Genomic DNA, 21,776 nt, shown 5'->3' with positions numbered 1-21,776 from the left:
GCCATGACCGCGAAACCTGAGATCGTCATCACCTATTGCACGCAATGCCAGTGGCTGTTGCGTGCGGCCTGGCTTGCTCAGGAATTGCTCAGCACCTTTGGTGACGATCTGGGCAAGGTGTCGTTGGTGCCTGGCACCGGTGGCGTGTTCCACATCAGCTGCAACGCGGTGCAGATCTGGGAGCGCAAGGCCGACGGCGGCTTCCCCGAAGCCAAGGTCCTCAAACAGCGCGTGCGCGACCAGATCGACCCCGAACGTGACCTCGGCCATAACGATCGCAAAACCCCGCTCGACAGCTGACGCCCGATCACTGATCGAAACCCTCGATAGGGTCTTCATTAACAGTGATTGGACGCTGTTGATACCACCGACCTATGCTCAACCGGCTTTCTGACACTTTCGCCGAGCATAGACCGACCTCATGATTGTCCGACCGCATCCCAACCTGCTGAACGTGCTGCTTGCCCTCAAAGGGTCGATTGCTCGACGTATTGCCGTCCGCAGTCTGGCGGTGACGCTGCTGGCCGCGTTTATTGTGCTGATTGAAAACCTGCACCCGGAGTATTTTTCAAAGGTCAGCGCTGTGCCGTTCACCCTGCTGGGCCTCTCGCTGTCGATCTTCATGAGCTTTCGCAACAACGCCTGCTACGACCGCTGGTACGAAGCGCGCAAGGCGTGGGGCGACGTGATTACCGAGATCCGCTCGATCATCCGTGAAACCCAGGTGATCAAGGACGTGAGCGTACGCCGTCCTGTCCTGCGAGACTTGTGCGGGTTTGCCCACGCCCTGAGTGCGACGCTGCGCCGAGAGGACGCGCGCAAGGTCGCGCAGCCGTGGTTGAGTCGGATGCCGTCCGAAGAGGGCGCGAATTTTTGCGACAGGGTGCTGCGCGAGGTTGGTTTGCAATGTTCCAATGCCAGCAACAGCGGGCAGATCAACGAGTGGCGCTATACGCTGCTGGCCAATCATCTGAGCGTGATCAGTCGCGCGGTGACCGCGTGCGAGCGGATCAAGGGCACGCCGCTGCCGTTCCCGTACACCTTGCTGCTGCACCGGACGATTTACCTGTTTTGCATCCTCTTGCCCTTCGTGATTGCAGAACCTCTGGGCTGGGTCACACCCTTGTTCATGGCGATCGTCAGCTACACCTTCTTCGGGCTGGATGCGATTGGTAACGAACTGGAGGACCCGTTTGGCTTCGACGAAAACGACCTGCCGCTGGATGCGCTGGTGCGCGTGATTGAACGCGACATCCTCGACGCCCTGGGTGAAACGCCCTTGCCGCCGCTGCTTGAGCCTGTGGATTTCGTGTTGACCTGAGGCTTGACCCCGGGTCACGTTTGATCCGTCTGAGCGAGGTGTTTGGGCTGCTGCGGTATGAAGATCAAGAGCGAAGAGCGCTTTTCGCTGTTTGGGTAAAGAATTCTTGTCACTGGCTGAACACAAACCCTGTGGGAGCTTGCTGACGAATGCGGTGTGTCATTCACCCATCGCAAGCAATCTGATGGTTCCCACGCTCCGCGTGGTAACACATTCAATGACGCTCTGCGTCATCCGGGATGTGGCGCGTGCTGTCAGGCTTTGGACCCTAAAGAAACGGACTGAGACCACTGGTTTGAGAGCCATAGAATCTCCCACCGTGATCGATGTTCTGTCGTTCGGCCTCCGCAACGTTGGAACCCCGCCAGTGTGTTGCTTCGTTTGTCATGTCATCAAACCTCAACAATGCCGTCATGTTCACTTCACTGACCCGGTCCACCCTTGTGGAAACCAAAGTGGAGGTCATCCATGAGCATTGCCGAGAACGTGAAACCGAGTCGTAAGCAACGTGTCCGGACCTTATGGATCTCCGATGTACATCTGGGAACCCGGGATTGTCAGGCCGAGCACCTGTCCGGTTTTCTCAAGCAGTATCATGCCGACAGGGTTTATCTGGTCGGCGATATCATCGACGGCTGGAAGCTGCGTGGCGGCATGTACTGGCCGCAAGCGCACACCAACGTCATCCGCCGTCTGTTGACCATGAGCAAGCGCGGCACTGAAGTGATCTACGTCACCGGTAACCACGACGAATTCCTGCGTCGTTATTCCAAGCTGATTCTGGGCAACATTCAGTTGGTGGACGAGGCGGAGCACGTCACCGCCGACGGCCGACGCCTGCTGGTGATTCATGGCGATCAATTCGATGTGATTACCCGTTATCACCGCTGGCTGGCGTTTCTGGGTGATTCGGCCTACGAGTTCACCCTGACCCTCAACCGCTGGCTCAACCACTGGCGTGCCAAGTACGGTTATGGCTACTGGTCACTGTCGGCGTACCTGAAACACAAGGTCAAGACGGCTGTGAACTTCATCAGCGACTTCGAAGAAGCCATCGCTCACGAGTGCGTGAAGCGTGGGCTGGACGGTGTGGTCTGTGGGCACATCCACCATGCCGAGATTCGTCAGGTGGGCGGGGTGGAATACCTCAACTGCGGCGACTGGGTCGAGTCTTGCACCGCGCTGATCGAACATTGGGACGGCACCATCGAGCTGTTCCGGCTGGCCGATGCGCACATCAAAGCCAAGAGCCTGGCGACCGAGGCGGTGGGCGAGACGGTCTGATACGCCGCACCGCGGGGGACCTGTAGGCGCTTGCTTGCCTGCGTTGCGGTGTGGTGTACCCGTCAACGAACCGGGTGCAGACCTAACGCCATCGCGGTCAAGCAAGCGCCTGCATAAGGTCTTTGGTCAGGCCTGGACCTTCGCTGAGTTCTGCTCGATCGCAGCCTTGTAGATCGAGTTTTTAGGTTGAGCGAAGACCCGTTCCAGCATCGGCTCGAACACGCTTAACGGCAGGCTCTCGTAATGGGGATCGAATGCCGCCGCATCGTATTTGGCGCAGAATTCAATGGTCCGGCGGTACTGCGGATGGTCGGCGAAGGTGTCGCGCAGGTGTCGGTCCATTCCCAAATGATGAAAGAAGTAATACCCCTGAAAGATCCCGTGCTTCTCGACCATCCACAGGTTTTCGTCGCTGACGAAAGGCTTGAGGATCGCGGCGGCGATGTCCGGGTGGTTGTAACTCGCCAGCGTGTCGCCAATGTCGTGCAGCAGGGCGCAGACCACGTACTCTTCATCCCGACCGTCGCGATACGCGCGGGTCGCCGTCTGCAACGAATGGGTCAGACGGTCCACCGGGAACCCGCCGAAATCACCGTCCAGCAAACGAAGATGACTGAGAATGCGCGCGGGCAGTTGTCGCGCGTAGGCGCTGAAATCCTTGGCGATGATCGCCCAGTCTTCCTGCGTGCCGTCCTTCATGTGGGTGAAACGTGCTTGGTCTGTGTGGCTCATCGGCGGCTTCGGCTCTTCTTGTCAGTGACGCAAGAAGTGTAGGCCGGGTCGATCACCATAGTGTGACTGAGCGGGACGGCTTGATGGCTCAGCGGGCCTTGCCCTCGGCGCTATAAGCGACGTTGATAGGCCGTCATCAGCCTGCGTTGCTCATTTAAAAAGGCACTTTGCCGGTCAGCATGTCCCGGTACATCACGAAATCGCCGAGCAAACTGTAGAACGGATGCTTGAACGTGGCGGGCCGATTCTTCTCGAAAAAGAAGTGCCCCACCCATGCGAAGGTGTAACCCGCCAGCGGCAGCACCCACAGCAACACCCAGCTGGCGCTGAGCAGAGCGGTCGCCAGTATCAGGATCACCAGACTCGTGCCGATGAAATGCAGGCGACGGCAGGTGCTGTCACGGTGCTCCTGCAGGTAATAGGGATAGAAATCGGCGAAACGATTGAAGCTTCTTGCGTCATCCACAGCGTTTTTCTCTGATGCCTGTCATGTCACTGAGTTTAGCCGAGCACGCCCGGCGGCCAGTGACAATGGGTGCCAACGTAGTATCCTTCGGCTATCCGTCGCAGGGGGCGACCGATTCTGAACAAGAAGACGTGAGCATGGAAAAAACGACTTCTTCAAGTTGGGCGATGGGGATCGTCAAGTCCCTGGAAATGGATGGGCTGGACTGCCAGGCGTTGTTCAAGGAACTGGGGTTGGTGTATGCCGATCTGGAAAACCCTGACGCCCGCTTTCCGCAGGACTCCATGACCCGACTCTGGCAACGCGCTGTCGAGCTGTCCGGCAACCCGGCGGTTGGCCTTAACATGGCCCGGGTCGTTCGACCCGCCTCGTTCAGTGTTGCCGGCTATGCTTTGATGTCCAGCCGGACCCTCAAAGAAGGGTTCGAGCGGTTGGTGCGTTATCAGCGGATCATCGCCGACAGTGCCGACCTGAGTTTTCGCCTTCTTCCTGAAGGCTATGCGCTGATACTCACGGTGCACGGGGATCTTTTGCCCCCCACGCGACAAAGCGCGGAGGCCTCTCTGGCGTTCGCGCTGGCGTTCTGTGGCTGGCTCACCGGTCGTCCATTGCACCCGCGTCAGGTGCTGATTCAGGGCGATCAACCCAAGAACGTCGAACCCTATAAAAAGTTCTTCCACGCGCCACTGACGTTCAATGCGCCTTACGACGCGCTGGTGTTTGACCGTGCAGACATGGAAGCGCCGCTGCCGACCGCCGATGAGGCAATGGCCAAGCTGCATGATCGTTTTGCCGGAGAATTTCTGGCCCGCTTTGCGAGCAACCGCGTGACGCATCAGGCGCGGCAGGTGCTCTGCCGTCTGCTGCCGCAAGGCGAACCCAAGCGCGAAGCCGTCGCCCAGAGCCTGCACCTGTCGCAGCGCACGTTGCAGCGACGGTTGCAGGAAGAGGGCACCAGCTTTCAGACCCTGCTCGACGACACGCGCCGCGAACTCGCCGAGCAATATCTGGCGCAGCCGCAGATGACGCTGTTGGAGATCGCCTACCTTCTGGGTTTTGCCGACCCGAGTAACTTCTTCCGCGCGTTCCGCCGCTGGTTCGATGAGACACCGGGGGAATACAGGGTGCGTAAAGCGATCGAGTAGTCACCACCGACTCCCGTAGGAGCGCGCTTGCCCGCGATAGCTGTTGGTCAGCCAGCCTCTGTGTAACTGACATAACGCCATCGCAGGCATGCGCGCTCCTGCAGGGAACTGGTGTGGCTTACAGGCCTGGGTTAAATCAATGCCGCCAGAACGCCGGAATGCACAGCACCAGCACGGTGATGATTTCCAGACGACCCAGCAGCATGCCCAACGACAGAATCCACTTGGCCGCGTCCGGCAACGTTGAGAAGTTGCCTGCCGGGCCGATGGTTTCACCCAGCCCCGGGCCGACGCCCGACACCGTACTGGCGGCGCCGGTCAGCGCGGTCATCCAGTCCAGACCCAGCAGTGAGAGCGCCAGGGCGATCAGGCAAATGGTGATCGAGAAGAAGAACGAAAACGTCAGAATCGACCGCACGATCTCATCGTCCAGCCGATGGCCGTTGTACTTCTGCTTGATGACCGCGCGCGGATGAATGAGCTGATGCAGGTTGGCCTTGAGCAGAATGTAGGCGACCTGAAAGCGGAATACCTTCACGCCGCCTGCCGTGGAGCCGGAACATCCGCCAATGAAGCCCAGATAAAAGAAGAACATCAGCGCGAAGTTGCCCCACAGGCTGTAGTCCCCGAGCGCAAAGCCCGTGGTGGTCACCACCGAGGTCACGTTCAGCGCGACGTGCCGAAGCGCGTCGTACCACGGCAGGTCGGTGGTCGCCCAGTACCAGGCCGACATCACCAGCCAGGTCACCAACAGCAGGCCGATGAACCCCTGAACCTGCTCATCCTTGATCAGCGCCTTGCGATGACCGCGAAGGGTGGCGACATAGAGGGTGAACGGCAGCGCGCCAAGAATCATCACCACGATCGCCACCCAGTGCACGGCCGGTTGCGGCCATTTGGCGAGGGATTGATCAGAGGTGGAGAAACCGCCTGTGGAGATGGCCGACATCGCGTGGTTGATCGCGTCGAACAGGCTCATGCCGGCCCACCAGAACGCCAGACTCCCCAGCACGGTGATGCCGACGTACACCAGCACGATAAACTTGGCCACCATGTGCGAGCGCGGCATGACCTTCTCCGACCGGTCGGAGGATTCGGTCTGGAACAGGCGCATGCCACCGATACGCAGCAGCGGCAGGATCGCCACCGCCATGCCGATAAAACCGATGCCCCCAAGCCAGTGCAGCAGCGAGCGCCAGATCAGAATGCCCGGCGACATGCTGTCCAGCCCGCTGAGCACGGTCGAGCCCGTGGCCGTAATGCCGGACATGCTCTCGAAGAAGGAATCCGTGTAGCTGATGTGTTGCGTCAGCAGGAAGGGCAGCGCGGCAAACACGCACACCACCACCCAACTTGAGACGGTCAACAGGTACATGTCGCGGGGGCGCAGATGAATGTGCTCGGGACGCCCTTGGCCCACCAGCGCCAGCCCGGCGATCAGCGTGATCATGCTCGACCACAGGAACGACGGCATGTCGCCGGTTCGCTCGAAGATCAACAGCGTGACCATGGGCACGACCATGGCAATGGCCAGGGTGATGAGGAAGATGCCGATAATGAAACCGATGATGCGAAGAGTCGGCAACGCCATGCAGTCGCTCTGATCAGGTAGTGGAAAGGCGCACATTCTACCCGTGGGTCAAGGCAAGTAAACCGAGTCCGGCTTCGGGTGTCATGTAAGTAAATGCTTCTGTCATTCGTTATTGAAGTTCAAGAACGCATTGGCGGCACTACAATGCCCCATCATTTAAGGAGACGATTCAATGGAAGCGCTCGACGTATTACTCAATCGCGTGTCCGTTCCCCGGCTGGTCGAGCCAGCCCCGGATGCTGCCCAGCGCGAAATCCTGTTCAGCGCCGCCTTGCGTGCCCCCGATCATGGGCAACTGCGGCCTTACCGCTTCCTCACCGTGGAAGGCGATGCACGCAACCGCATGGGCGATCTGTTGGCGGAGGCGCTGATCGAGAGCGGCAAAGGTGACGACGAGAAGGCCTTGGAGAAAGCCCGCTCGGGTCCGCTGCGTGCCCCGCTCGTGGTCGTGGTGGTCGCCCGATTGCAGGACCACTTTAAAGTGCCGAAGAAGGAACAGGCCATCACCGCAGGCTGCGCCGCTCACGGCGTGCTGCTGGCGGCCTACGCATTGGGCGTGGGGGGCGGTCTGGCGCACCGGTGATCTGTCTTACGCCCCACAGGTCGCCAAAGGGTTGGGTCTGGCAGCAGATGAGGAGGTCGTAGCGTTCCTGTACCTCGGCACCCCACTGAATCCGCCACGTGAAGCGCCGAAGCTCGACGTCGCGGAGTTTGTCAGCGCCTGGCAGGGTTAACAGGCAGCGCGGACCTTGTGGGCGCCGGTTTGCACCGGGCTCACCCAAGAAGCCATGTCCGGCCGTACACCTGCTTTTAAGCCTCAGCCAACGGCCGTGCCCGTGTCGCGCGGCACGACGATACTGGCAATGAACCCGCCCTGTGGATGATTCTCCAGAACCAGACTGCCGCCGTGTTTTTCCGCCGCGCGCTTGGCGATGGCCAGACCCAGACCGTAGCCCGGCGCGGTCTGGTTTGGCGCGCGGTAGAAGGGTTCACCCAGCTGCGCCAGATGCTCTTCGCTCACCCCGGGACCCTGGTCGCGTACGCTGATGAACAGCATGGCATCCTCATTGCGCGCGCTCAGTTCGATGGGTTTTCCTGACGGATTGAACCGCACGGCGTTGCGCAGCAGGTTGTCCAGGGCGCGTTCGAGTACGTTCGGCCAGCCCTGCAACTGAATGCCTGACTGAGCGTCGACACTGACGGTCTGGTCATTACTGCTCAATTCGGTTTCAGCCTTCAAGTGATACAGCAGCCCAGGCAGGTCAACGGGTGTCGCATCGCCCATGTCAGCGTCCAGGCGAGCCAGGGCGAGAATCTCGCTGATCAGCTCTTCCAGCCGATCACATTCGCGCGTCAGGCGCGGCCAGAGTTTTTCCCGCTCGGCAGGTCCACCGCGCTCAGCCAGCGCCAAGGCAATCCGCAGCCTCGCCAAGGGCGAACGCAGTTCGTGGGACACGTCCCGCAGTAACTGACGCTGACTGCCGATCAGGCTTTGCAGGCGAGCGCCCATGCGGTTGAAGTCATTGGCCAGCACGCCGAACTCATCGCGACGGTTAGCGAGCTGGGCCAGACTGTTCTGTTGATAAGTGGTTTGCCCCAGATCGTGAACGGCGCCCCGCAGACGGCTCAGCGGGCGGGTGATCGACAGGGTGACGAACAGGCTGAAAAGCGTCAGCACGACCAGCGCGATCCCCAACGCACTGAGTGGCCAGAGCAGGCTTTCGCGGTGCCAGGCATCCAGTTCCGGGTGCGGAATGCGGTAAATCAGCAAATAGGTTTCGCTGGTTTTGGGGCTGGTGTATTCCGCGGTCAGGCGACGCCAGGGCAGGGGGCGTTCATCGTCTTTTTGCTGGCGCGCTTCGAACGCGGCTGCGCGAGGCGGAAAGGTGCCGGGAATCACTGCCTCGCCGCTGTCGTTCAGCACCTGAACGTCGATGTGATACTTGCGCTTGAGATTCTGCAGAAACGCCTGCGCCGGACCTTCACCCTGTTCCTCGTAAAGCGTCGTCCACTTTTCCGGCAGTTTGTGCAGGCCGGGGTGGCGACTGAGGATCCAGGCATCCTGATTGAGCATGTGCCCCAGCAGGATCGACAGACCCGCCACCAACGCGATCGCGAGCCAGAAGCTCGCCAGGATTCGCCAGAACAATGAACGCACGTGAATCCCTCGGTCAAACCCCTGAACTGGAAAAGCCCGACACGCCGGGGAGAGCGTGTCGGGTTGCAAGTGTACGGCCGCGCCAGCAGCGTGTTACCGGAAGATTACTGAGCCTTCTGCGCTTTTTGCGCTTTCCAGGCTTCAAACTCGGCACGGTCTGCGCGACGTTGCGCCTGGTCCTTCTGAATCTGATCGAAGGTCTTCTGCTGGTCAGGTGTCAGCACGGCGCGGATGTCGGCCTGGGTTTTGGCGTGTTTGGCTGCCAGTTCGTCCTGCATTGCCTTCTGATCGGCTGGCGACAGCTTGGCCAGGTACTTCTGGGTGATTTCGGAGCGGCCGTGCCATTGATTGCCCATCAGCTTACCCACTTGCTGACGTTGTTCCGGGGTCAGGTTCAGTTTGTCGAACGGGCCTTTGCGGTGATGCATGCCGGGGCCGTCAAAACCTGGGCCGCCCATCGGGCCGCCTTCCGGAGGCATTGCCATCGCAACGGTTGGCAGAGCAGCAGCGAACATCAAAGCCATCAGAGTCTTACGCATGGTGTATCTCCTTGTCTCGAATCCGGCTCTGTGCCGGTTGTGGCCAGTTTAGGGAGATCAAGGTCAAGCGAGGTCAGGCGTGGGTAAAGCTTGGGTAAAGAGGTTTCGTGATGCGGCTGACAGATCGATGTGGGGCCAGTTACCTGTAGGCGCTTGCTTGCCCGCGATCGCGATCTGTCAGGTATCACGATGTCTCTGACCAGACATCTATCGCGGGCAAGCAAGCGCCTACATTCATCTCCTATTTGACTTAAACGGCGTAGTAATAGCCCCGGCTGCGCAATGCCACGATGCGCGGGCGTCCGTCAGCGTGCGGGCCGATCTTCTTGCGCAGGTTGCTGACGTGCATGTCCAGGCTGCGGTCGTAAAGCGTGAGCTTGCGACCCAGTGCCAGTTGCGCCAGCTCCTGTTTCTCCAGCGGTTCACCGGGTTGACCGAGGAGTGCTTCGAGCAGACGGGCTTCGGAGACGGTCAGGGTGAACTCCTGTTCATCGATGGTCACCACGCCTCGGGCCGGACTGAAGCACAGGTCGCCCAGTTCGATCTGGCTGGACACGGCGGCCGGATGACTGCGACGCAGGACCGCCCTCAGGCGTGCCGTCAGCTCGCGAGGGTCGCAGGGTTTGGCGAGGTAATCGTCAGCGCCCAGTTCCAGACCCAGAATGCGGTCCAGCGGCTCGCCGCGTGCCGACAGCATCAGCACGGGAAGGTCAGGGTGATCGGTGCGTAATTGCTTGAGCAGTTCCAGACCGCTGCCGTCGGGCAGCATCACGTCCAGCACCACGGCCGCGGGAGCACTTTCGGCGAGCGCCTTGCGGGCACTCTGGCCATCGTGACACGCCCGGACCTGAAAGCCTTCCTGGCTCAACCAACTGCTCAGGAGCTCACACAGCTCCTGGTCATCATCAATAAGTAACAGCTCGCTCATGACTCACTCAATTTAGCCATTGCCGACGCTGTCTACGCCAGCCGCTGGCAAAGATACCGCACAGCAGGGCCACCATTGCAACGCCGCCCCCCGTGACGAACCATTGTTGTTGCTCGGTCAGTACGCGCGCAGGCATGACCGACTGTGCTTCTTTGAGCTGCAGTTTAAGCCTTTGGTTCTCCTGACGCAGGCGTCCGAGCTGAATACTTTCGCGTTCAGTGTCGGCATTTTGCAATTGCCGGGTCAACTCTTCGCGCTGCTTCTCGCTGTCGGCCAGACGCTGGCGAAGGTCGGTCAGCTGGCTGGCGGTGCTGGGCAACGGCAACGCGTGGCTGACGGTATCGGTTGTTTCTTCGGCCTGGACATCGAAACTCATTGCCGAAACGGCCAGCGCGGCCGCTAGCAGACACCACGGACGTGGACGCATCTGAACTCCTGACTTTTCTTGCGGCACCTGAAAGCGCGCCGGCTTTATTGGGCATTTGGCAGGGTATCGGCAGCAGAATGCGAATAATGAGCAGTCAGAAGGGACGTGTTGCGAACCCGACCTCATGGCGAGGTCGGGCGGCCTGTCAGGCGTCAGCCGTTATGGCAGGACTTGCTTGAAAGGCTTGACCACGACGTGGTCGTAGACACCCGCCTTGACGTACGGATCAGCGTCGGCCCAGGCCTGCGCCGCGGCCAGGAATTCGAACTCGGCAACGATCAGGCTGCCGGTGAATCCCGCTGTGCCCGGGTCATTGCTGTCGACGGCCGGATTGGGGCCGGCAAGTACGATGCGGCCTTCGGCTTTCATTGCGTTCAGGCGCTCAAGGTGCGCAGGCCGCGCTTCAAGGCGTTTTTCCAGCGAGTTGGCGACGTCCGTTGCTACGATTGCGTAGAGCATTTCAGTCCTCGGTCTTTTTTGTTGAAGGCTGGGTCGATGCGTCGGCATCGTGGATATGACGGGCCAGGAAGATGCCTTGGCCGATCAGGAAAATCAGGGTCATGCCCAGGCTGCCGAAGACTTTGAAGTCAACCCAGAAGTCTTGATACGTGAACGCCACGTACAGGTTGGCAGCGCCGCAGAACAGGAAGAACACGATCCAGGCGATGTTCAACTTGACCCAGATCGCCTGAGGCAGCGTGAGTGCGTGACCCATGATGCGCTGGATCAGCAGGCGGTCGCCGATGAAATGGCTGCCGGCGAAGATCAGCGCGAACAGCCAGTTGACCACCGGAGCTTTCCATTTAAGGAAGGTTTCGCTGTGGAACGCCAGCGTCAGGCTGCCGAATACCAGACAAGCGATCAGCGTCAGCCACTGGCTTTTTTCCAGTTTGCCCTGACGGATGAACAGGATGCCGTAGACCACGATGGAGCTGGCGATCAACATCGCGGTGGCGCTGAAAATCCCGCCTACCATGAAGGTGTGACCGAGGATGTCGACGGCCTGAGGACTGATTTTGTAGACGATGAAAAACAGGATAAGCGGGATGAAGTCGATGAATTGTTTCACAGTAAGAGCCAGAAGCTGGATGTGACGGCATAATAACAAACATCAATGACTGCGAAAGCGCCCCTATGAATGTCGATCTGCACTGCCACAGTACCGCTTCCGATGGTGCGCTTGCGCCCGCGGCACTTGTCGCGCGTGCCTACGAGAACGGCGTTCGGGTGCTGGCGCTGACCGACCACGACACCATTGAGGGCCTTGAAGAAGCCCGCGCGGCGGCGGTTGCGCTGGACATGCAACTGATCAACGGCATCGAGCTGTCCTGCACGTGGGGCGGTGCCACCATTCATATTCTGGGCTATGGCTTTAATGTCGATGCCCGGCCTTTGCTCGACGCCATTGAGCAATTGCACACCGGACGCTGGTTGCGCGCTGAAGAAATCAGTCGCAAATTGGCGATGAAAGGTATGCCCGGCGCGCTGGAAGGTGCTCGCGCGGTCCAGCAAGCACTCGGCGACAGCGGTAATGCACCGGCCCGGCCGCACTTCGCGGACTTCCTGATCAATGAAGGTTTCGTGAAAGACCGCGCCGAAGCATTTCGAAAATGGCTCGGTGCGGGCAAGCTGGGCGACGTCAAGCAGCACTGGCCAACGCTGGAAGACACCGTCGCGACGCTGCGGGCCGCGGGTGCCTGGGTCAGTCTGGCGCATCCATCGCATTACGATTTCACTCGCAGCAAGCGTCGCAGGCTGGTCGCCGACTTCATTGAGGCGGGTGGCCATGCAATAGAAGTGGTCAACGGGCTGCAGCCTGCCGATCAGGTCGGCAGCCTCGCCATTCTGGCCCGTGAGTTCGGTCTGCTGGTCAGCGCCGGCAGTGATTTCCATGCGCCTGGCGCCTGGTCCGAAATTGGTGTTTATCGCCCTTTGCCTGAGGATCTGCCGCCACTTTGGGGGCGATTCAAACATGACCAGCCTACTGCCGTCTGAACAGGAAGATACCGTGAGTCAATTTTTCCAGGTCCACCCGGAGAACCCGCAGTCGCGTCTGATCAAGCAGGCGGTCGAGATTATCAGGGCCGGCGGTCTGGTGGTTTATCCGACCGATTCGTCCTATGCCCTGGGTTGTCGAATGGAGGACAAGACGGCGGTCGACCGCATTCGCCGCCTGCGTCAGCTCGATGACAAGCACAACTTCACCCTGATGTGCTGCGACCTGTCGCAACTGGGCACGTTTGCCAAAGTCGACACCGCCGCGTTCCGGTTGCTCAAGGCGCACACCCCTGGCCCGTACACGTTCATTCTCGGGGCGACCCGCGATGTGCCGCGACTGGTGCTGCATCCCAAGCGCCGTACCATCGGCTTGCGGGTGCCGGAGCATCCGATCGCTCAGGCGCTGTTGCGCGAGCTCGGCGAACCGCTGATGAGCGTCAGCCTGATCATGCCGGGCGAAACCCTTCCGATGAGCGATCCCCACGAAATGCGTGATGTGCTCGAGCATCAGGTCGATCTGATCATTGACGGCGGCGAGGGCGGGATATCCGCATCCACCGTGATCAATCTGTCCGAAGGCGACCCGCAAGTGGTCCGTGTGGGCTGTGGCGATCCGACGCCGTTCGGGGTCGAAGTCGAGTGACCGACCTCCAAACGCCTGGCGTTGCAGTGCTCGACCCGCAAGCCGATGCGCAGCAGGAACTGCCCTTTGCGATGGTCTACGGTCAGGCCGTCACGCAGATGCCGCTTGACCTGTACATTCCGCCGGATGCGCTGGAAGTCTTTCTCGAAGCGTTTGAAGGCCCCCTCGACCTTCTGCTGTATCTGATTCGCAAACAGAACATCAACATCCTGGACATCCCGGTGGCGGAAATCACTCGCCAGTACATGGGCTACGTCGAGCTGATGAAGACCGTGCGCCTGGAGCTGGCCGCCGAATACCTGGTCATGGCCGCGATGCTCGCCGAGATCAAGTCGCGCATGCTGCTGCCGCGCTCGGAGTCGGTCGAAGCGGAAGAAGACGATCCGCGCGCCGAACTGATTCGTCGCTTGCAGGAATACGAGCGCTTCAAGGCCGCAGCCGAAGGCATCGACGGGTTGTCCCGCGTCGGGCGCGATGTCGTGGTGCCGAAGCTCGACGCACCGGAAGCGCGGGCGCGCAAGTTGTTACCCGACGTCGCGCTGGAAGAATTGTTGATCTCCATGGCCGAGGTGCTGCGCCGTGGTGACATGTTCGAAAGCCATCAGGTCAGCCGGGAGGCGCTCTCGACCCGCGAGCGGATGAGCGATGTTCTGGAGCGCCTGAAAGGTGCCGGGTTTGTGCCCTTTGCCGAGCTGTTCACGGCAGAGGAAGGGCGTCTGGGCGTAGTCGTCACCTTCATGGCCGTCCTTGAGCTGGTCAAGGAGCAACTGGTCGAGCTGGTCCAGAACGAACCTTTCGCTGTCATTCATGTGCGTGCGCGAGCCGAATAAAGAGCAAGAGCTGATCGATGAACCTGACCGAACCCCGCGAACTCGCGCCGCTGCTCGAAGCCTTCCTGCTGGCCTCGGGTAAACCCCAATCGCTCGAGCGGCTGTACGAGCTGTTCGAGGAGGGCGAGCGTCCCGAACCCGCCGTCTTCAAGAAAGCCCTGACGTTGCTGAGCAAATCCTGCGACAACCGTGCGTTTGAATTGAAGGAAGTGGCGACGGGGTATCGCCTGCAGATTCGCGAAAAGTTCGCGCCGTGGGTCGGTCGCTTGTGGGAAGAGCGCCCGCAGCGCTATTCCCGCGCGCTGCTCGAGACCATGGCGTTGATCGCCTACCGGCAGCCGATTACCCGGGGCGAAATCGAAGATGTTCGGGGTGTGGCGGTCAACAGCAACATCGTCAAGACCTTGCTTGAGCGTGAATGGATCAGGATCGTCGGTTACCGCGATGTGCCGGGCAAGCCGGCGATGTTCGCCACCACCAAGGCGTTTCTCGATCACTTCAACCTGAAAAACCTCGATGAGTTGCCGCCGCTGGCCGACCTTCGCGAGATGGAAGCCGAACCGATCCTGGACTTCGACGACGCCCCGGTGCCCGCGCATTTGCAAGCGCTGGCCGACGCCAGCCTGGAAGCAGACCCCGACGCCGAGCCGGAACCGCCGCGCGATGAAACCAGTTTCCGCAGCCTGCTGGCTGAGCTCGACACCATGGAGCAGGGCCTGAAAACTGATTTCGACGATTTATTGCTCGATCAGGACGATAAAGAGTCTGAATTGGAAGATGAGCCGGCGGACGACGAAGATCCGCGGTAGGCAATGAGTGACGGTCGCCACAATATTGCGATGAGGCGAGATCCTGTGGGAGCGAATTCATTCGCGAGAGGCCCATATGACCGACATATCCCTTTTTGCCTGGACTTTTTTTCGCGAATGAATTCGCTCCCACAGTGTTATCGCGGTGGCTAAAGAAACCATGAGCACCAAAGACCCCTGCATCAGCGTCTGCAAATTCGACGACGACATCTGCCTTGGTTGCGGGCGCAGCAAGCGCGAGATCAAGTCGTGGAAGAAGATGGACAAGGACGAGAAACGTTCGGTCCTGGCCGAGTCGGCCATGAGGTTGGTCAAGCTCAAGGCGTCCGGTCGGCGGAAAAAGAAGTGAGCCCGCCATCGTTATCGGCGTTTTCGTCTAGTCTCTGATGCGCAACGCGTTCCATGAGCGTATGATTCGCGACCTTTTGGCGATCCACACTCGCCACAGGTTTCAGTTTTCAGCCCTTCCGGCCCAGAGAGTCACTCTTGCCGGAGAACAGGGCAACAGGCCGTGCCCACTCGCGCACGCCCTGATTCGACACACCGGGAGGTGCCCAGATGAGTGAACAAGACAAGCAGGACAAAGAGATCGGCCCAGCAGGCGAAAAACTGCAAAAGGTCCTCGCACGCATTGGCGTCGGCTCGCGCCGTGACGTCGAGGCCTGGATCGGCGAAGGCCGCATCAAGGTCAACGGCGTTCAGGCAAGCCTGGGTCAGCGCGTCGATCTGCATGACGCCATCACCGTTGACGGTCGCGTTATCCGTCGCGAAGAAGCGGCCGAAACCGTTCGCCGCGTCATCATGTACAACAAGCCAGACGGCGAAATCTGCACCCGTGACGACCCTGAAGGCCGTCCGACCGTGTTTGATCGTCTGCCGCGCCCGAAAGAAGGCCGCTGGATCAACATCGGTCGTCTGGACATCAACACCACCGGTTTGCTGATGTTCACCACCGACGGTGAGCTGGCCAACCGCCTGATGCACCCCTCGTTCGAGATGGACCGCGAGTACGCCGTGCGTGTGCGTGGCGAAGTCGACGACGACATGCTGCTGCGCCTGAAGAACGGTGTGATCCTGGAAGACGGTCCAGCGCGTTTCACCGACATCCAGCAAGCGCCGGGCGGTGAAGGTTTCAACCATTGGTACCACTGCGTGGTGATGGAAGGCCGTAACCGCGAAGTGCGTCGCTTGTGGGAATCCCAAGGTCTGGTGGTCAGCCGTCTGAAGCGCGTGCGTTTCGGTCCGGTGTTCCTCAATTCCGACCTGCCGATGGGCCGCTGGCGCGAAATGAGTCAGCAGGAAGTCGACATCCTCAGCGCTGAAGTCGGTCTGACGCCGGTTGCCATGCCACAGATGAACGCCAAGACCAAGGACAAGCTGGAACGTCTTCAGCGTCAGTCTTCGCGTCCATTGGGCAAAGGCGAACGCGTGCGTCAGTTGCGTCCGGCCAAGGATGCCGTGCCTGCCGAGCGTGCACCTCGCGAGCCGCGCATGGCCGACGGCGAGCGCCCTGCGCGCAAGCCGGCCGAAGGGGGGCGTCCAGCCCGTACGCCACGTCCGGCAGTTGGCGGTCGTAGCGACAGCCGTGGTGAAAACCGTGGCGACAGCAGCCGCGGCACACCCGTGGCCGAACGTCCTAGCGACATGAACAAGCGCCCGGCCAAACCGAAGACCTCGCGTCCCGGCATCAAGCTGGTCGATGACAAAAGCCCGTCCGGCAAGCGCCGTGGCCCGCCAGCCGGTTCCGGTCAGCGTCCGGGCTTCGGTCGTCGCAAGCCTGAGTGATTGCGGTGTGAAATAAAAAACGCCAGTCGAGAGACTGGCGTTTTTGTTTCTGTTGCAAAGGTCAGTGAGAGTGAGCTTGCATCGCGATGCTTGCGCGCGGCCACTGGAGAAGTCGACGCCTAAACGTTCAGATGAAACGCCCCGTCAAACACCACGCGTTTATCCACAGCCAGCGTTCCGCTGTTGAAAATCAGGTCCAGGTGATGGCTGCCCTTCGCGCCGCCGCCGAGTCCCAGATGGAGGCCGCAATGGCGTTCTTCGAAGCCGGCGTTGCGTGCATACAGCCGGGTCACGCCCTCGTTGGTGCCGATGCCCAACTCCTCCACCCGCCGGTTAGACGGGTTGGCATCCAGGTATTTGTTGAAGTCGTTTTCCAGCCCCGGTACGTCGGTTGCGACGCGGGTGATGGTGGAGTTTTCGATCCGCAGTTCCAGCGGTGATTCGATCACCCCGTATTTGCGGGCGAAGGGGATCGTGCTGAGAAAGGTGCCGACGAATTTAACGTGGCCATTGATCGAGTCGCTGTGGGTCGCGATCTCACCTGGCGCCAGGTCGTAATTGCCGACCCCATTGATGTTGGTCCATTTCTTCAACTCACGCAGCGGCGCTTCGAAGTAAGAGCCACGTTCATCGCTGAAGCTCAGCGTCTCGCCTTGATTCATATGGTCGATCAGGGCTGCGTTCAGGTGGGCGATGCGTTCGGGTTTAACGCTGAAGGTGTCGTAGAAATAGCGGCCGTAATCCTTGAACAGCAGGGATTTCTTCCATTGATCCGACATCACCGTCTGCAACGAGCGAATGAAGGCCGGGCCTTCGGCGCTTGGATGGGGCAGGGTTGAGGCATCGTAGAACAGCACGTAGAGGTCGGCGTGGGTAATGGCTTGGGCCAACTCATCAATGGGGGATGCATCAAGCGCCATCGTGCTGAAGCGCAAGGCATTATGGGCGGTGGCGCTTTCGACGATGTTGCCGACGATTGCCGTGTAATCTCCGGTGTGGGCCAGCAACACGTTGGGTGAGGACATGCCGTCGATAGCCGGATGGTGTCGCAGGTAATAAAGAAAGTGCTCGATTGCGCTGCTCTGTTCCATCATGGGGGCGCTCCGTTGCAAATGCTGAAAACAAAAAAAGCGAACGCGTCAGACGCGTTCGCCCTTTGTCTGCCTTAGAACGGCCACATCGCGGTGCCAAACGCCACCACGGCGTCGGCTTGCATCATCTCCACGGCAGCGTCATGAGTCGGTGCTTCAAACCAGTCGTCCAGTTGCAGTTCTTCTTCCAGAGTATGTTCCACTGATTGCATAGGTGAATCTCCTGGGGAATGACGTACTTGCCGAATGCGACGAGGACCACTGGCTGGCGCCCGAGGCTGCCTCGTCATGGAAGCACACTGACCTTCTTGGCCAGCAGCGATGAAAAAACTAGTTCAATAGTCCGACTGTTGCAAAAGAAATTTCAGATGCAAAATACTGGCAATCTGCCTGAAAAACAAAAACTTGCTGGAAAAACAACGCCAGAGCTGAAGCGTTTCTTCTGAATTTTTTTTACGACGGAATTGTGTCGGTTTTGAAAAATTTTCCGTGCCATTCGAACGCGAAATAGTCTGACGTTTAGCCAAAAGCCTCCTGTTTTCCGGGGCAGGTCTCTGACCGAGCGCACAGGTTTTCTCGGCGAACGACAACGTTGCCGGTGTACAATGCGCCGCGTTTTTTCTGTGAATCATCGGCGTATGGACGCCACAAAAATTCGGGGTTTACCCACTCCGTTTCATTCCGCCGCGTCATGAGCGCGTCGGGTTCGATTCCGTCACAGACAAGAACAAGAAGGTGACTATTCAATGAGTGAACACATGTCCCATTCGGGTGACTTGAAGCGTGGTCTTAAAAACCGTCACATCCAGCTGATCGCCCTCGGAGGCGCCATCGGCACAGGATTGTTCCTGGGGTCGGCGGGCGTTCTCAAATCGGCGGGGCCGTCGATGATTCTCGGCTATGCCCTGTGCGGCTTCATCGCCTTCATGATCATGCGCCAGCTGGGCGAAATGATCGTCGAAGAGCCGGTCGCCGGGTCGTTCAGCCATTTCGCACACAAGTATTGGGGCGGTTTCGCCGGTTTCCTGTCCGGCTGGAATTGCTGGGTACTGTACATCCTGGTGGGCATGTCGGAGTTGACCGCCGTCGGCAAATACGTGCAGTACTGGTGGCCGGAGATCCCGGCCTGGGCATCTGCCGCCGTGTTCTTCGTGATGATCAACGTCATCAACCTGGCCAACGTCAAAGTCTTCGGCGAGGCGGAATTCTGGTTCGCAATCATCAAGGTTGTGGCCATCCTGGGCATGATCGCGCTGGGCAGTTACATGCTCGTCAGTGGCAGCGGTGGCCCGCAGGCCTCCGTCAGTAACCTGTGGGACCACGGCGGCTTCTTCCCCAATGGGGTCAGCGGTCTGGTGATGGCCCTGGCGTTCATCATGTTCTCGTTCGGCGGTCTGGAAATGCTGGGCTTCACTGCAGCCGAAGCCGATCAGCCGAGAACTATCATCCCCAAAGCGATCAATCAGGTGATCTACCGCATCCTGATTTTCTACATCGGATCGCTCGTGGTCCTGCTGTCGTTGACGCCATGGGATGCCTTGCTGGTTGATCTCAACGCATCGGGCGATGCCTACAGTGGCAGCCCGTTCGTGCATGTGTTCTCGATGCTGGGCAGCACGACAGCGGCGCACATTCTCAACTTTGTGGTGCTGACGGCCGCGTTGTCGGTGTACAACAGCGGCACCTATTGCAACGCGCGGATGCTGTTCGGCATGGCCGAGCAGGGCGATGCGCCGCAATCGCTGGCGCGGGTCGATGGTCGAGGCGTGCCGGTGCGGGCGATTCTGGTGTCGGCGGCGGTGACGTTGATTGCGGTGTTGCTCAACTACCTGATCCCGCAGAATGCGCTGGAACTGTTGATGTCACTGGTGGTTGCGACGCTGGTGATCAACTGGGCGATGATCAGCTACTCGCACCTGAAATTCCGCCAGCACATGACTCGCAAGGACAGGCAACCGCTGTTCAAGGCGCTTTGGTATCCGTTTGGCAACTACCTGTGCCTGGCGTTTGTTGTGCTGATCCTGGGCATCATGCTGATGATTCCGGGTATTCAGGTGTCGGTCTATGCGATTCCGGTGTGGCTGGTGGTCATGTGGGTGTTCTACGTGATCAAGAACAAGCGCTATGCCGACGGCGAGTCGATGGCGCAGCGCACGTCGATCATTAAGTAAGCGCTGGAACGGCGGCTGTATGTAGGAGCGCGCTTGCCCGCGATTGCCATCTGTCCATCACCTCTTCGGTGGCTGATACCCTGCAATCGCGGGCGAGCGCGCTTCTACAAGGTTTTCACTCCCTTCACGAGCTGCGATGTCCCATGCTGATCATCTCCAACAACGTGCACCTGCCGGACAACGAAGTCGAGCTGACGGCCATTCGCGCGCAAGGCGCGGGCGGTCAGAACGTCAATAAGGTGTCCAGTGCGGTGCACCTGCGGTTCGACATCAACGCGTCGTCCTTGCCCCCGTTCTACAAGGAACGGCTGCTGGCACTGCGCGACAGTCGAATCACCAGTGACGGCGTGATCATCATCAAGGCTCAGCAATACCGTACCCAGGAACAGAACCGCGCGGACGCGCTGGAGCGGCTGAGCGAATTGATTGTCAGCGCGGCGAAGGTCGAGAAAAAGCGTCGGCCAACCAAACCGACATTGGGGTCGAAAACCCGCAGGCTGGAATCGAAATCCAAACGCGGGTCGATCAAGGCGGGGCGGGGGAAAGTGGATTTTTGACGTTGCGACAGGGCTCTCACTGCCGAAGGCGTGGCAGCCCTGTCTTCGTCAGACCGGCGCTGCTTTGTCCCGCATCACCTTCCCCTGTTTGTACAGGTAAATGCTCAGCCCCAGCCCGCCGAGCGAGGCCAGTGCTGCAAACAGAAAGATCGATGAGAAGCCAAAGCCTGCGGCCACGGCGCCCGCCACCGGACCGGTAATCCCGAGCGACAAGTCGATGAACAGTGAGTACGCGCCCACCGCGGCCCCTCGACTGGCAGCGGGCACCAGATTCACGGCTTCCACACCCAGCGCCGGGAACACCAGCGAGAACCCGAAACCGGTCAGCGCGGCGCCCGCCAGCGCCAGGTTTGGATTGGGCGCCAGCCACAACAGCAGCAAGCCCAGCGCCTCGACCGACAGGCAGGCAATCGCCACGCGGAAGCCGCCAATGCGGTTGATCATGTTGCCGAACAGCAGTCGCGCGCCGATGAAGCAGGCGCCGAACAGGCTCAGGCACAGCACCGCATTCGGCCACGTGTGGCTCGCGTAATACAGCGTGATGAAGGTCGCGATGGTGCCGAAACCGATAGACCCCAGAGCCAGCCCCGTACCGTGGGGCAGGACAAGACCGAGCACATGCAGGAACGGCATGCGTTCGCCGTGCACGATGGGCGCAGGCGTCTTTTTCCACGCCAGCGAAATCCCCAGCGCCGCCAGCAGCATGATGCTCACGCCCATGCTCCACAGCCCCATGGCATTCACCAGCAAGACGCCCAGCGGCGCGCCGATGGCCAATGCGCCATAGCTGGCGATGCCGTTCCAGGAGATCACCTTGGCGGTGTTCGCAGCGCCTACTCGGCCTATCCCCCAACCGATCGAACCCGAACCCACCAGGCTCTCGGCGCTACCCAGCACCAGGCGGCCGATGAACAGGCTGATGAGGCTTGCCATCGGCCAGGCATCGAGCCATCCGGCCAGCAGCATGAACACGCCGCTTAGCCCGCAGCCGAACAGGCCGATGATCACGGCTTTCTTCGGCCCCTTGGTGTCGATGATGCGCCCGGCGTACGGCCGGCTGAGCAACGTCGCAAGGTACTGAACGCTGATCACGAGACCGGCAGCCACGGCACCGAACCCCAGGTCGGTGTGGACGTATCCGGGCAGTACGGCCAGCGGAATGCCGATGTTCAGGTAGCCGATGAACGTGAACAGAACAATGGAAACGACCTGAAGCGTGACGGCGATAGGGCGAGGTGAAGCGGCGCTTGAAGCGTCTGGCATGGGCATCCATCCACGATTACGACAGGGGAGGTACAGAG

Annotated in this window: 25 protein-coding genes and 1 pseudogene; 13 read left to right on the top strand and 13 right to left on the bottom strand. The window is 60.0% G+C overall.

The annotated features are described in order from the left end of the window. Positions 1-3 precede the first annotated feature (3 nt). From BLS87_RS26680 to BLS87_RS26670, 3 genes are all read left to right on the top strand, one after another. On the top strand, positions 4-300 hold the full coding sequence (locus BLS87_RS26680) for an Rdx family protein (protein WP_074757356.1): 297 nt from the start codon (positions 4-6) through the stop codon (positions 298-300). 121 nt (positions 301-421) lie between these two features. Then, on the top strand, positions 422-1,321 hold the full coding sequence (locus BLS87_RS26675) for a bestrophin family protein (protein ID WP_074757354.1): 900 nt from the start codon (positions 422-424) through the stop codon (positions 1,319-1,321). A gap of 468 nt (positions 1,322-1,789) precedes the next feature. Beyond that, on the top strand, positions 1,790-2,605 hold the full coding sequence (locus BLS87_RS26670; protein ID WP_074757351.1) for a UDP-2,3-diacylglucosamine diphosphatase: 816 nt from the start codon (positions 1,790-1,792) through the stop codon (positions 2,603-2,605). 126 nt (positions 2,606-2,731) lie between these two features. Here BLS87_RS26670 and BLS87_RS26665 read toward each other — a convergent pair whose 3' ends face one another. Then, complete coding sequence (locus BLS87_RS26665) at positions 2,732-3,337, bottom strand: HD domain-containing protein (RefSeq protein ID WP_074757349.1); 606 nt, start codon at positions 3,335-3,337, stop codon at positions 2,732-2,734. Between the two features lie 154 nt (positions 3,338-3,491). Then, positions 3,492-3,803 carry an Mpo1-like protein gene (locus tag BLS87_RS26660; RefSeq protein ID WP_074757347.1) on the bottom strand — a complete coding sequence of 104 codons (312 nt, stop codon included), beginning with the start codon at positions 3,801-3,803 and terminating at the stop codon, positions 3,492-3,494. Positions 3,804-3,940: 137 nt separating this feature from the next. Between BLS87_RS26660 and BLS87_RS26655 the strand changes: the two genes are divergently transcribed. Next, positions 3,941-4,948 carry an AraC family transcriptional regulator gene (locus tag BLS87_RS26655; RefSeq protein ID WP_074757386.1) on the top strand — a complete coding sequence of 336 codons (1,008 nt, stop codon included), beginning with the start codon at positions 3,941-3,943 and terminating at the stop codon, positions 4,946-4,948. 136 nt (positions 4,949-5,084) lie between these two features. Here BLS87_RS26655 and BLS87_RS26650 read toward each other — a convergent pair whose 3' ends face one another. After that, the gene (locus BLS87_RS26650) at positions 5,085-6,539 is read right to left on the bottom strand and encodes a TrkH family potassium uptake protein (RefSeq protein WP_074757345.1); all 1,455 of its coding nucleotides are present in this window, start codon (positions 6,537-6,539) and stop codon (positions 5,085-5,087) included. A 172-nt stretch (positions 6,540-6,711) separates the two neighbouring features. Between BLS87_RS26650 and BLS87_RS26645 the strand changes: the two are divergent. Beyond that, positions 6,712-7,273: pseudogene (locus BLS87_RS26645) on the top strand (nitroreductase family protein). An 83-nt stretch (positions 7,274-7,356) separates the two neighbouring features. Here BLS87_RS26645 and BLS87_RS26640 read toward each other — a convergent pair. The 6 genes from BLS87_RS26640 to BLS87_RS26615 all read right to left on the bottom strand — a co-directional run bounded on the left by BLS87_RS26640 (position 7,357) and on the right by BLS87_RS26615 (position 11,660). After that, on the bottom strand, positions 7,357-8,697 hold the full coding sequence (locus BLS87_RS26640; protein WP_074757343.1) for a sensor histidine kinase: 1,341 nt from the start codon (positions 8,695-8,697) through the stop codon (positions 7,357-7,359). 104 nt (positions 8,698-8,801) lie between these two features. Beyond that, positions 8,802-9,236 carry a Spy/CpxP family protein refolding chaperone gene (locus tag BLS87_RS26635; RefSeq protein WP_074757341.1) on the bottom strand — a complete coding sequence of 145 codons (435 nt, stop codon included), beginning with the start codon at positions 9,234-9,236 and terminating at the stop codon, positions 8,802-8,804. 250 nt (positions 9,237-9,486) lie between these two features. Continuing rightward, a complete protein-coding gene (locus BLS87_RS26630; RefSeq protein WP_074757339.1) occupies positions 9,487-10,164 on the bottom strand; it encodes a response regulator transcription factor in 678 nt (225 codons plus the stop codon). A 7-nt stretch (positions 10,165-10,171) separates the two neighbouring features. Further along, the gene (locus BLS87_RS26625; protein WP_074757337.1) at positions 10,172-10,591 is read right to left on the bottom strand and encodes an SH3 domain-containing protein; all 420 of its coding nucleotides are present in this window, start codon (positions 10,589-10,591) and stop codon (positions 10,172-10,174) included. Positions 10,592-10,750: 159 nt separating this feature from the next. Then, a complete protein-coding gene (locus BLS87_RS26620) occupies positions 10,751-11,050 on the bottom strand; it encodes a YciI family protein (RefSeq protein ID WP_074757335.1) in 300 nt (99 codons plus the stop codon). Between the two features lies 1 nt (position 11,051). Beyond that, entirely contained in the window at positions 11,052-11,660 is a 609-nt protein-coding gene (locus tag BLS87_RS26615; protein WP_074757333.1) for a septation protein A, read from the bottom strand. Between the two features lie 65 nt (positions 11,661-11,725). Here BLS87_RS26615 and BLS87_RS26610 point away from each other — a divergent pair, with 65 nt between their 5' ends. The 6 genes from BLS87_RS26610 (at position 11,726) to rluB (ending at position 16,656) form a co-directional block, all read left to right on the top strand. Further along, positions 11,726-12,586, top strand: coding sequence for a PHP domain-containing protein (locus tag BLS87_RS26610; RefSeq protein WP_074757331.1), 861 nt, complete (start codon positions 11,726-11,728; stop codon positions 12,584-12,586). Positions 12,587-12,599: 13 nt separating this feature from the next. Further along, on the top strand, positions 12,600-13,232 hold the full coding sequence (locus BLS87_RS26605) for an L-threonylcarbamoyladenylate synthase (protein WP_143024490.1): 633 nt from the start codon (positions 12,600-12,602) through the stop codon (positions 13,230-13,232). Between the two features lie 131 nt (positions 13,233-13,363). Further along, complete coding sequence (locus BLS87_RS26600) at positions 13,364-14,062, top strand: segregation and condensation protein A (RefSeq protein ID WP_167362112.1); 699 nt, start codon at positions 13,364-13,366, stop codon at positions 14,060-14,062. A 17-nt stretch (positions 14,063-14,079) separates the two neighbouring features. Beyond that, positions 14,080-14,871, top strand: a complete 792-nt coding sequence (gene scpB / locus BLS87_RS26595; RefSeq protein WP_074757327.1) for an SMC-Scp complex subunit ScpB — start codon at positions 14,080-14,082, stop codon at positions 14,869-14,871. Positions 14,872-15,031: 160 nt separating this feature from the next. Next, a complete protein-coding gene (locus BLS87_RS26590; RefSeq protein ID WP_074757325.1) occupies positions 15,032-15,220 on the top strand; it encodes a DUF1289 domain-containing protein in 189 nt (62 codons plus the stop codon). 209 nt (positions 15,221-15,429) lie between these two features. Next, on the top strand, positions 15,430-16,656 hold the full coding sequence (rluB, locus tag BLS87_RS26585) for a 23S rRNA pseudouridine(2605) synthase RluB (protein ID WP_074757323.1): 1,227 nt from the start codon (positions 15,430-15,432) through the stop codon (positions 16,654-16,656). A gap of 119 nt (positions 16,657-16,775) precedes the next feature. On the opposite strand, the gene BLS87_RS26580 is transcribed toward rluB, so the two are convergent. The 3 genes from BLS87_RS26580 to BLS87_RS34290 all read right to left on the bottom strand — a co-directional run bounded on the left by BLS87_RS26580 (position 16,776) and on the right by BLS87_RS34290 (position 18,274). Beyond that, positions 16,776-17,747, bottom strand: coding sequence for a CgnE/CgnB domain-containing protein (locus tag BLS87_RS26580; protein WP_074757382.1), 972 nt, complete (start codon positions 17,745-17,747; stop codon positions 16,776-16,778). 74 nt (positions 17,748-17,821) lie between these two features. Next, a complete protein-coding gene (locus BLS87_RS34295) occupies positions 17,822-17,959 on the bottom strand; it encodes a hypothetical protein (RefSeq protein ID WP_167362111.1) in 138 nt (45 codons plus the stop codon). Between the two features lie 123 nt (positions 17,960-18,082). After that, positions 18,083-18,274 (bottom strand): hypothetical protein, encoded by a 192-nt coding sequence (locus BLS87_RS34290; RefSeq protein ID WP_167362110.1) that lies wholly within the window; start codon positions 18,272-18,274, stop codon positions 18,083-18,085. A 219-nt stretch (positions 18,275-18,493) separates the two neighbouring features. Between BLS87_RS34290 and BLS87_RS26575 the strand changes: the two genes are divergently transcribed. Further along, positions 18,494-19,918: an amino acid permease gene (locus BLS87_RS26575; RefSeq protein WP_074757321.1), complete on the top strand. Its 1,425-nt coding sequence runs from the start codon at positions 18,494-18,496 to the stop codon at positions 19,916-19,918. 143 nt (positions 19,919-20,061) lie between these two features. Beyond that, on the top strand, positions 20,062-20,475 hold the full coding sequence (gene arfB / locus BLS87_RS26570; RefSeq protein ID WP_074757319.1) for an alternative ribosome rescue aminoacyl-tRNA hydrolase ArfB: 414 nt from the start codon (positions 20,062-20,064) through the stop codon (positions 20,473-20,475). A 48-nt stretch (positions 20,476-20,523) separates the two neighbouring features. Here the strand turns inward: arfB and BLS87_RS26565 are convergent, their stop codons facing one another. Next, positions 20,524-21,738, bottom strand: coding sequence for an MFS transporter (locus BLS87_RS26565; RefSeq protein WP_074757317.1), 1,215 nt, complete (start codon positions 21,736-21,738; stop codon positions 20,524-20,526). Positions 21,739-21,776: the final 38 nt, after the last annotated feature.

The sequence above is a fragment of the Pseudomonas abietaniphila genome, assembly GCF_900100795.1.
Classification (GTDB): Bacteria; Pseudomonadota; Gammaproteobacteria; order Pseudomonadales; family Pseudomonadaceae; genus Aquipseudomonas; species Aquipseudomonas abietaniphila.
The sequence above is the reverse complement of the archived record's forward strand: the minus strand, read 5'-3'. Positions and strand labels throughout refer to the sequence as shown.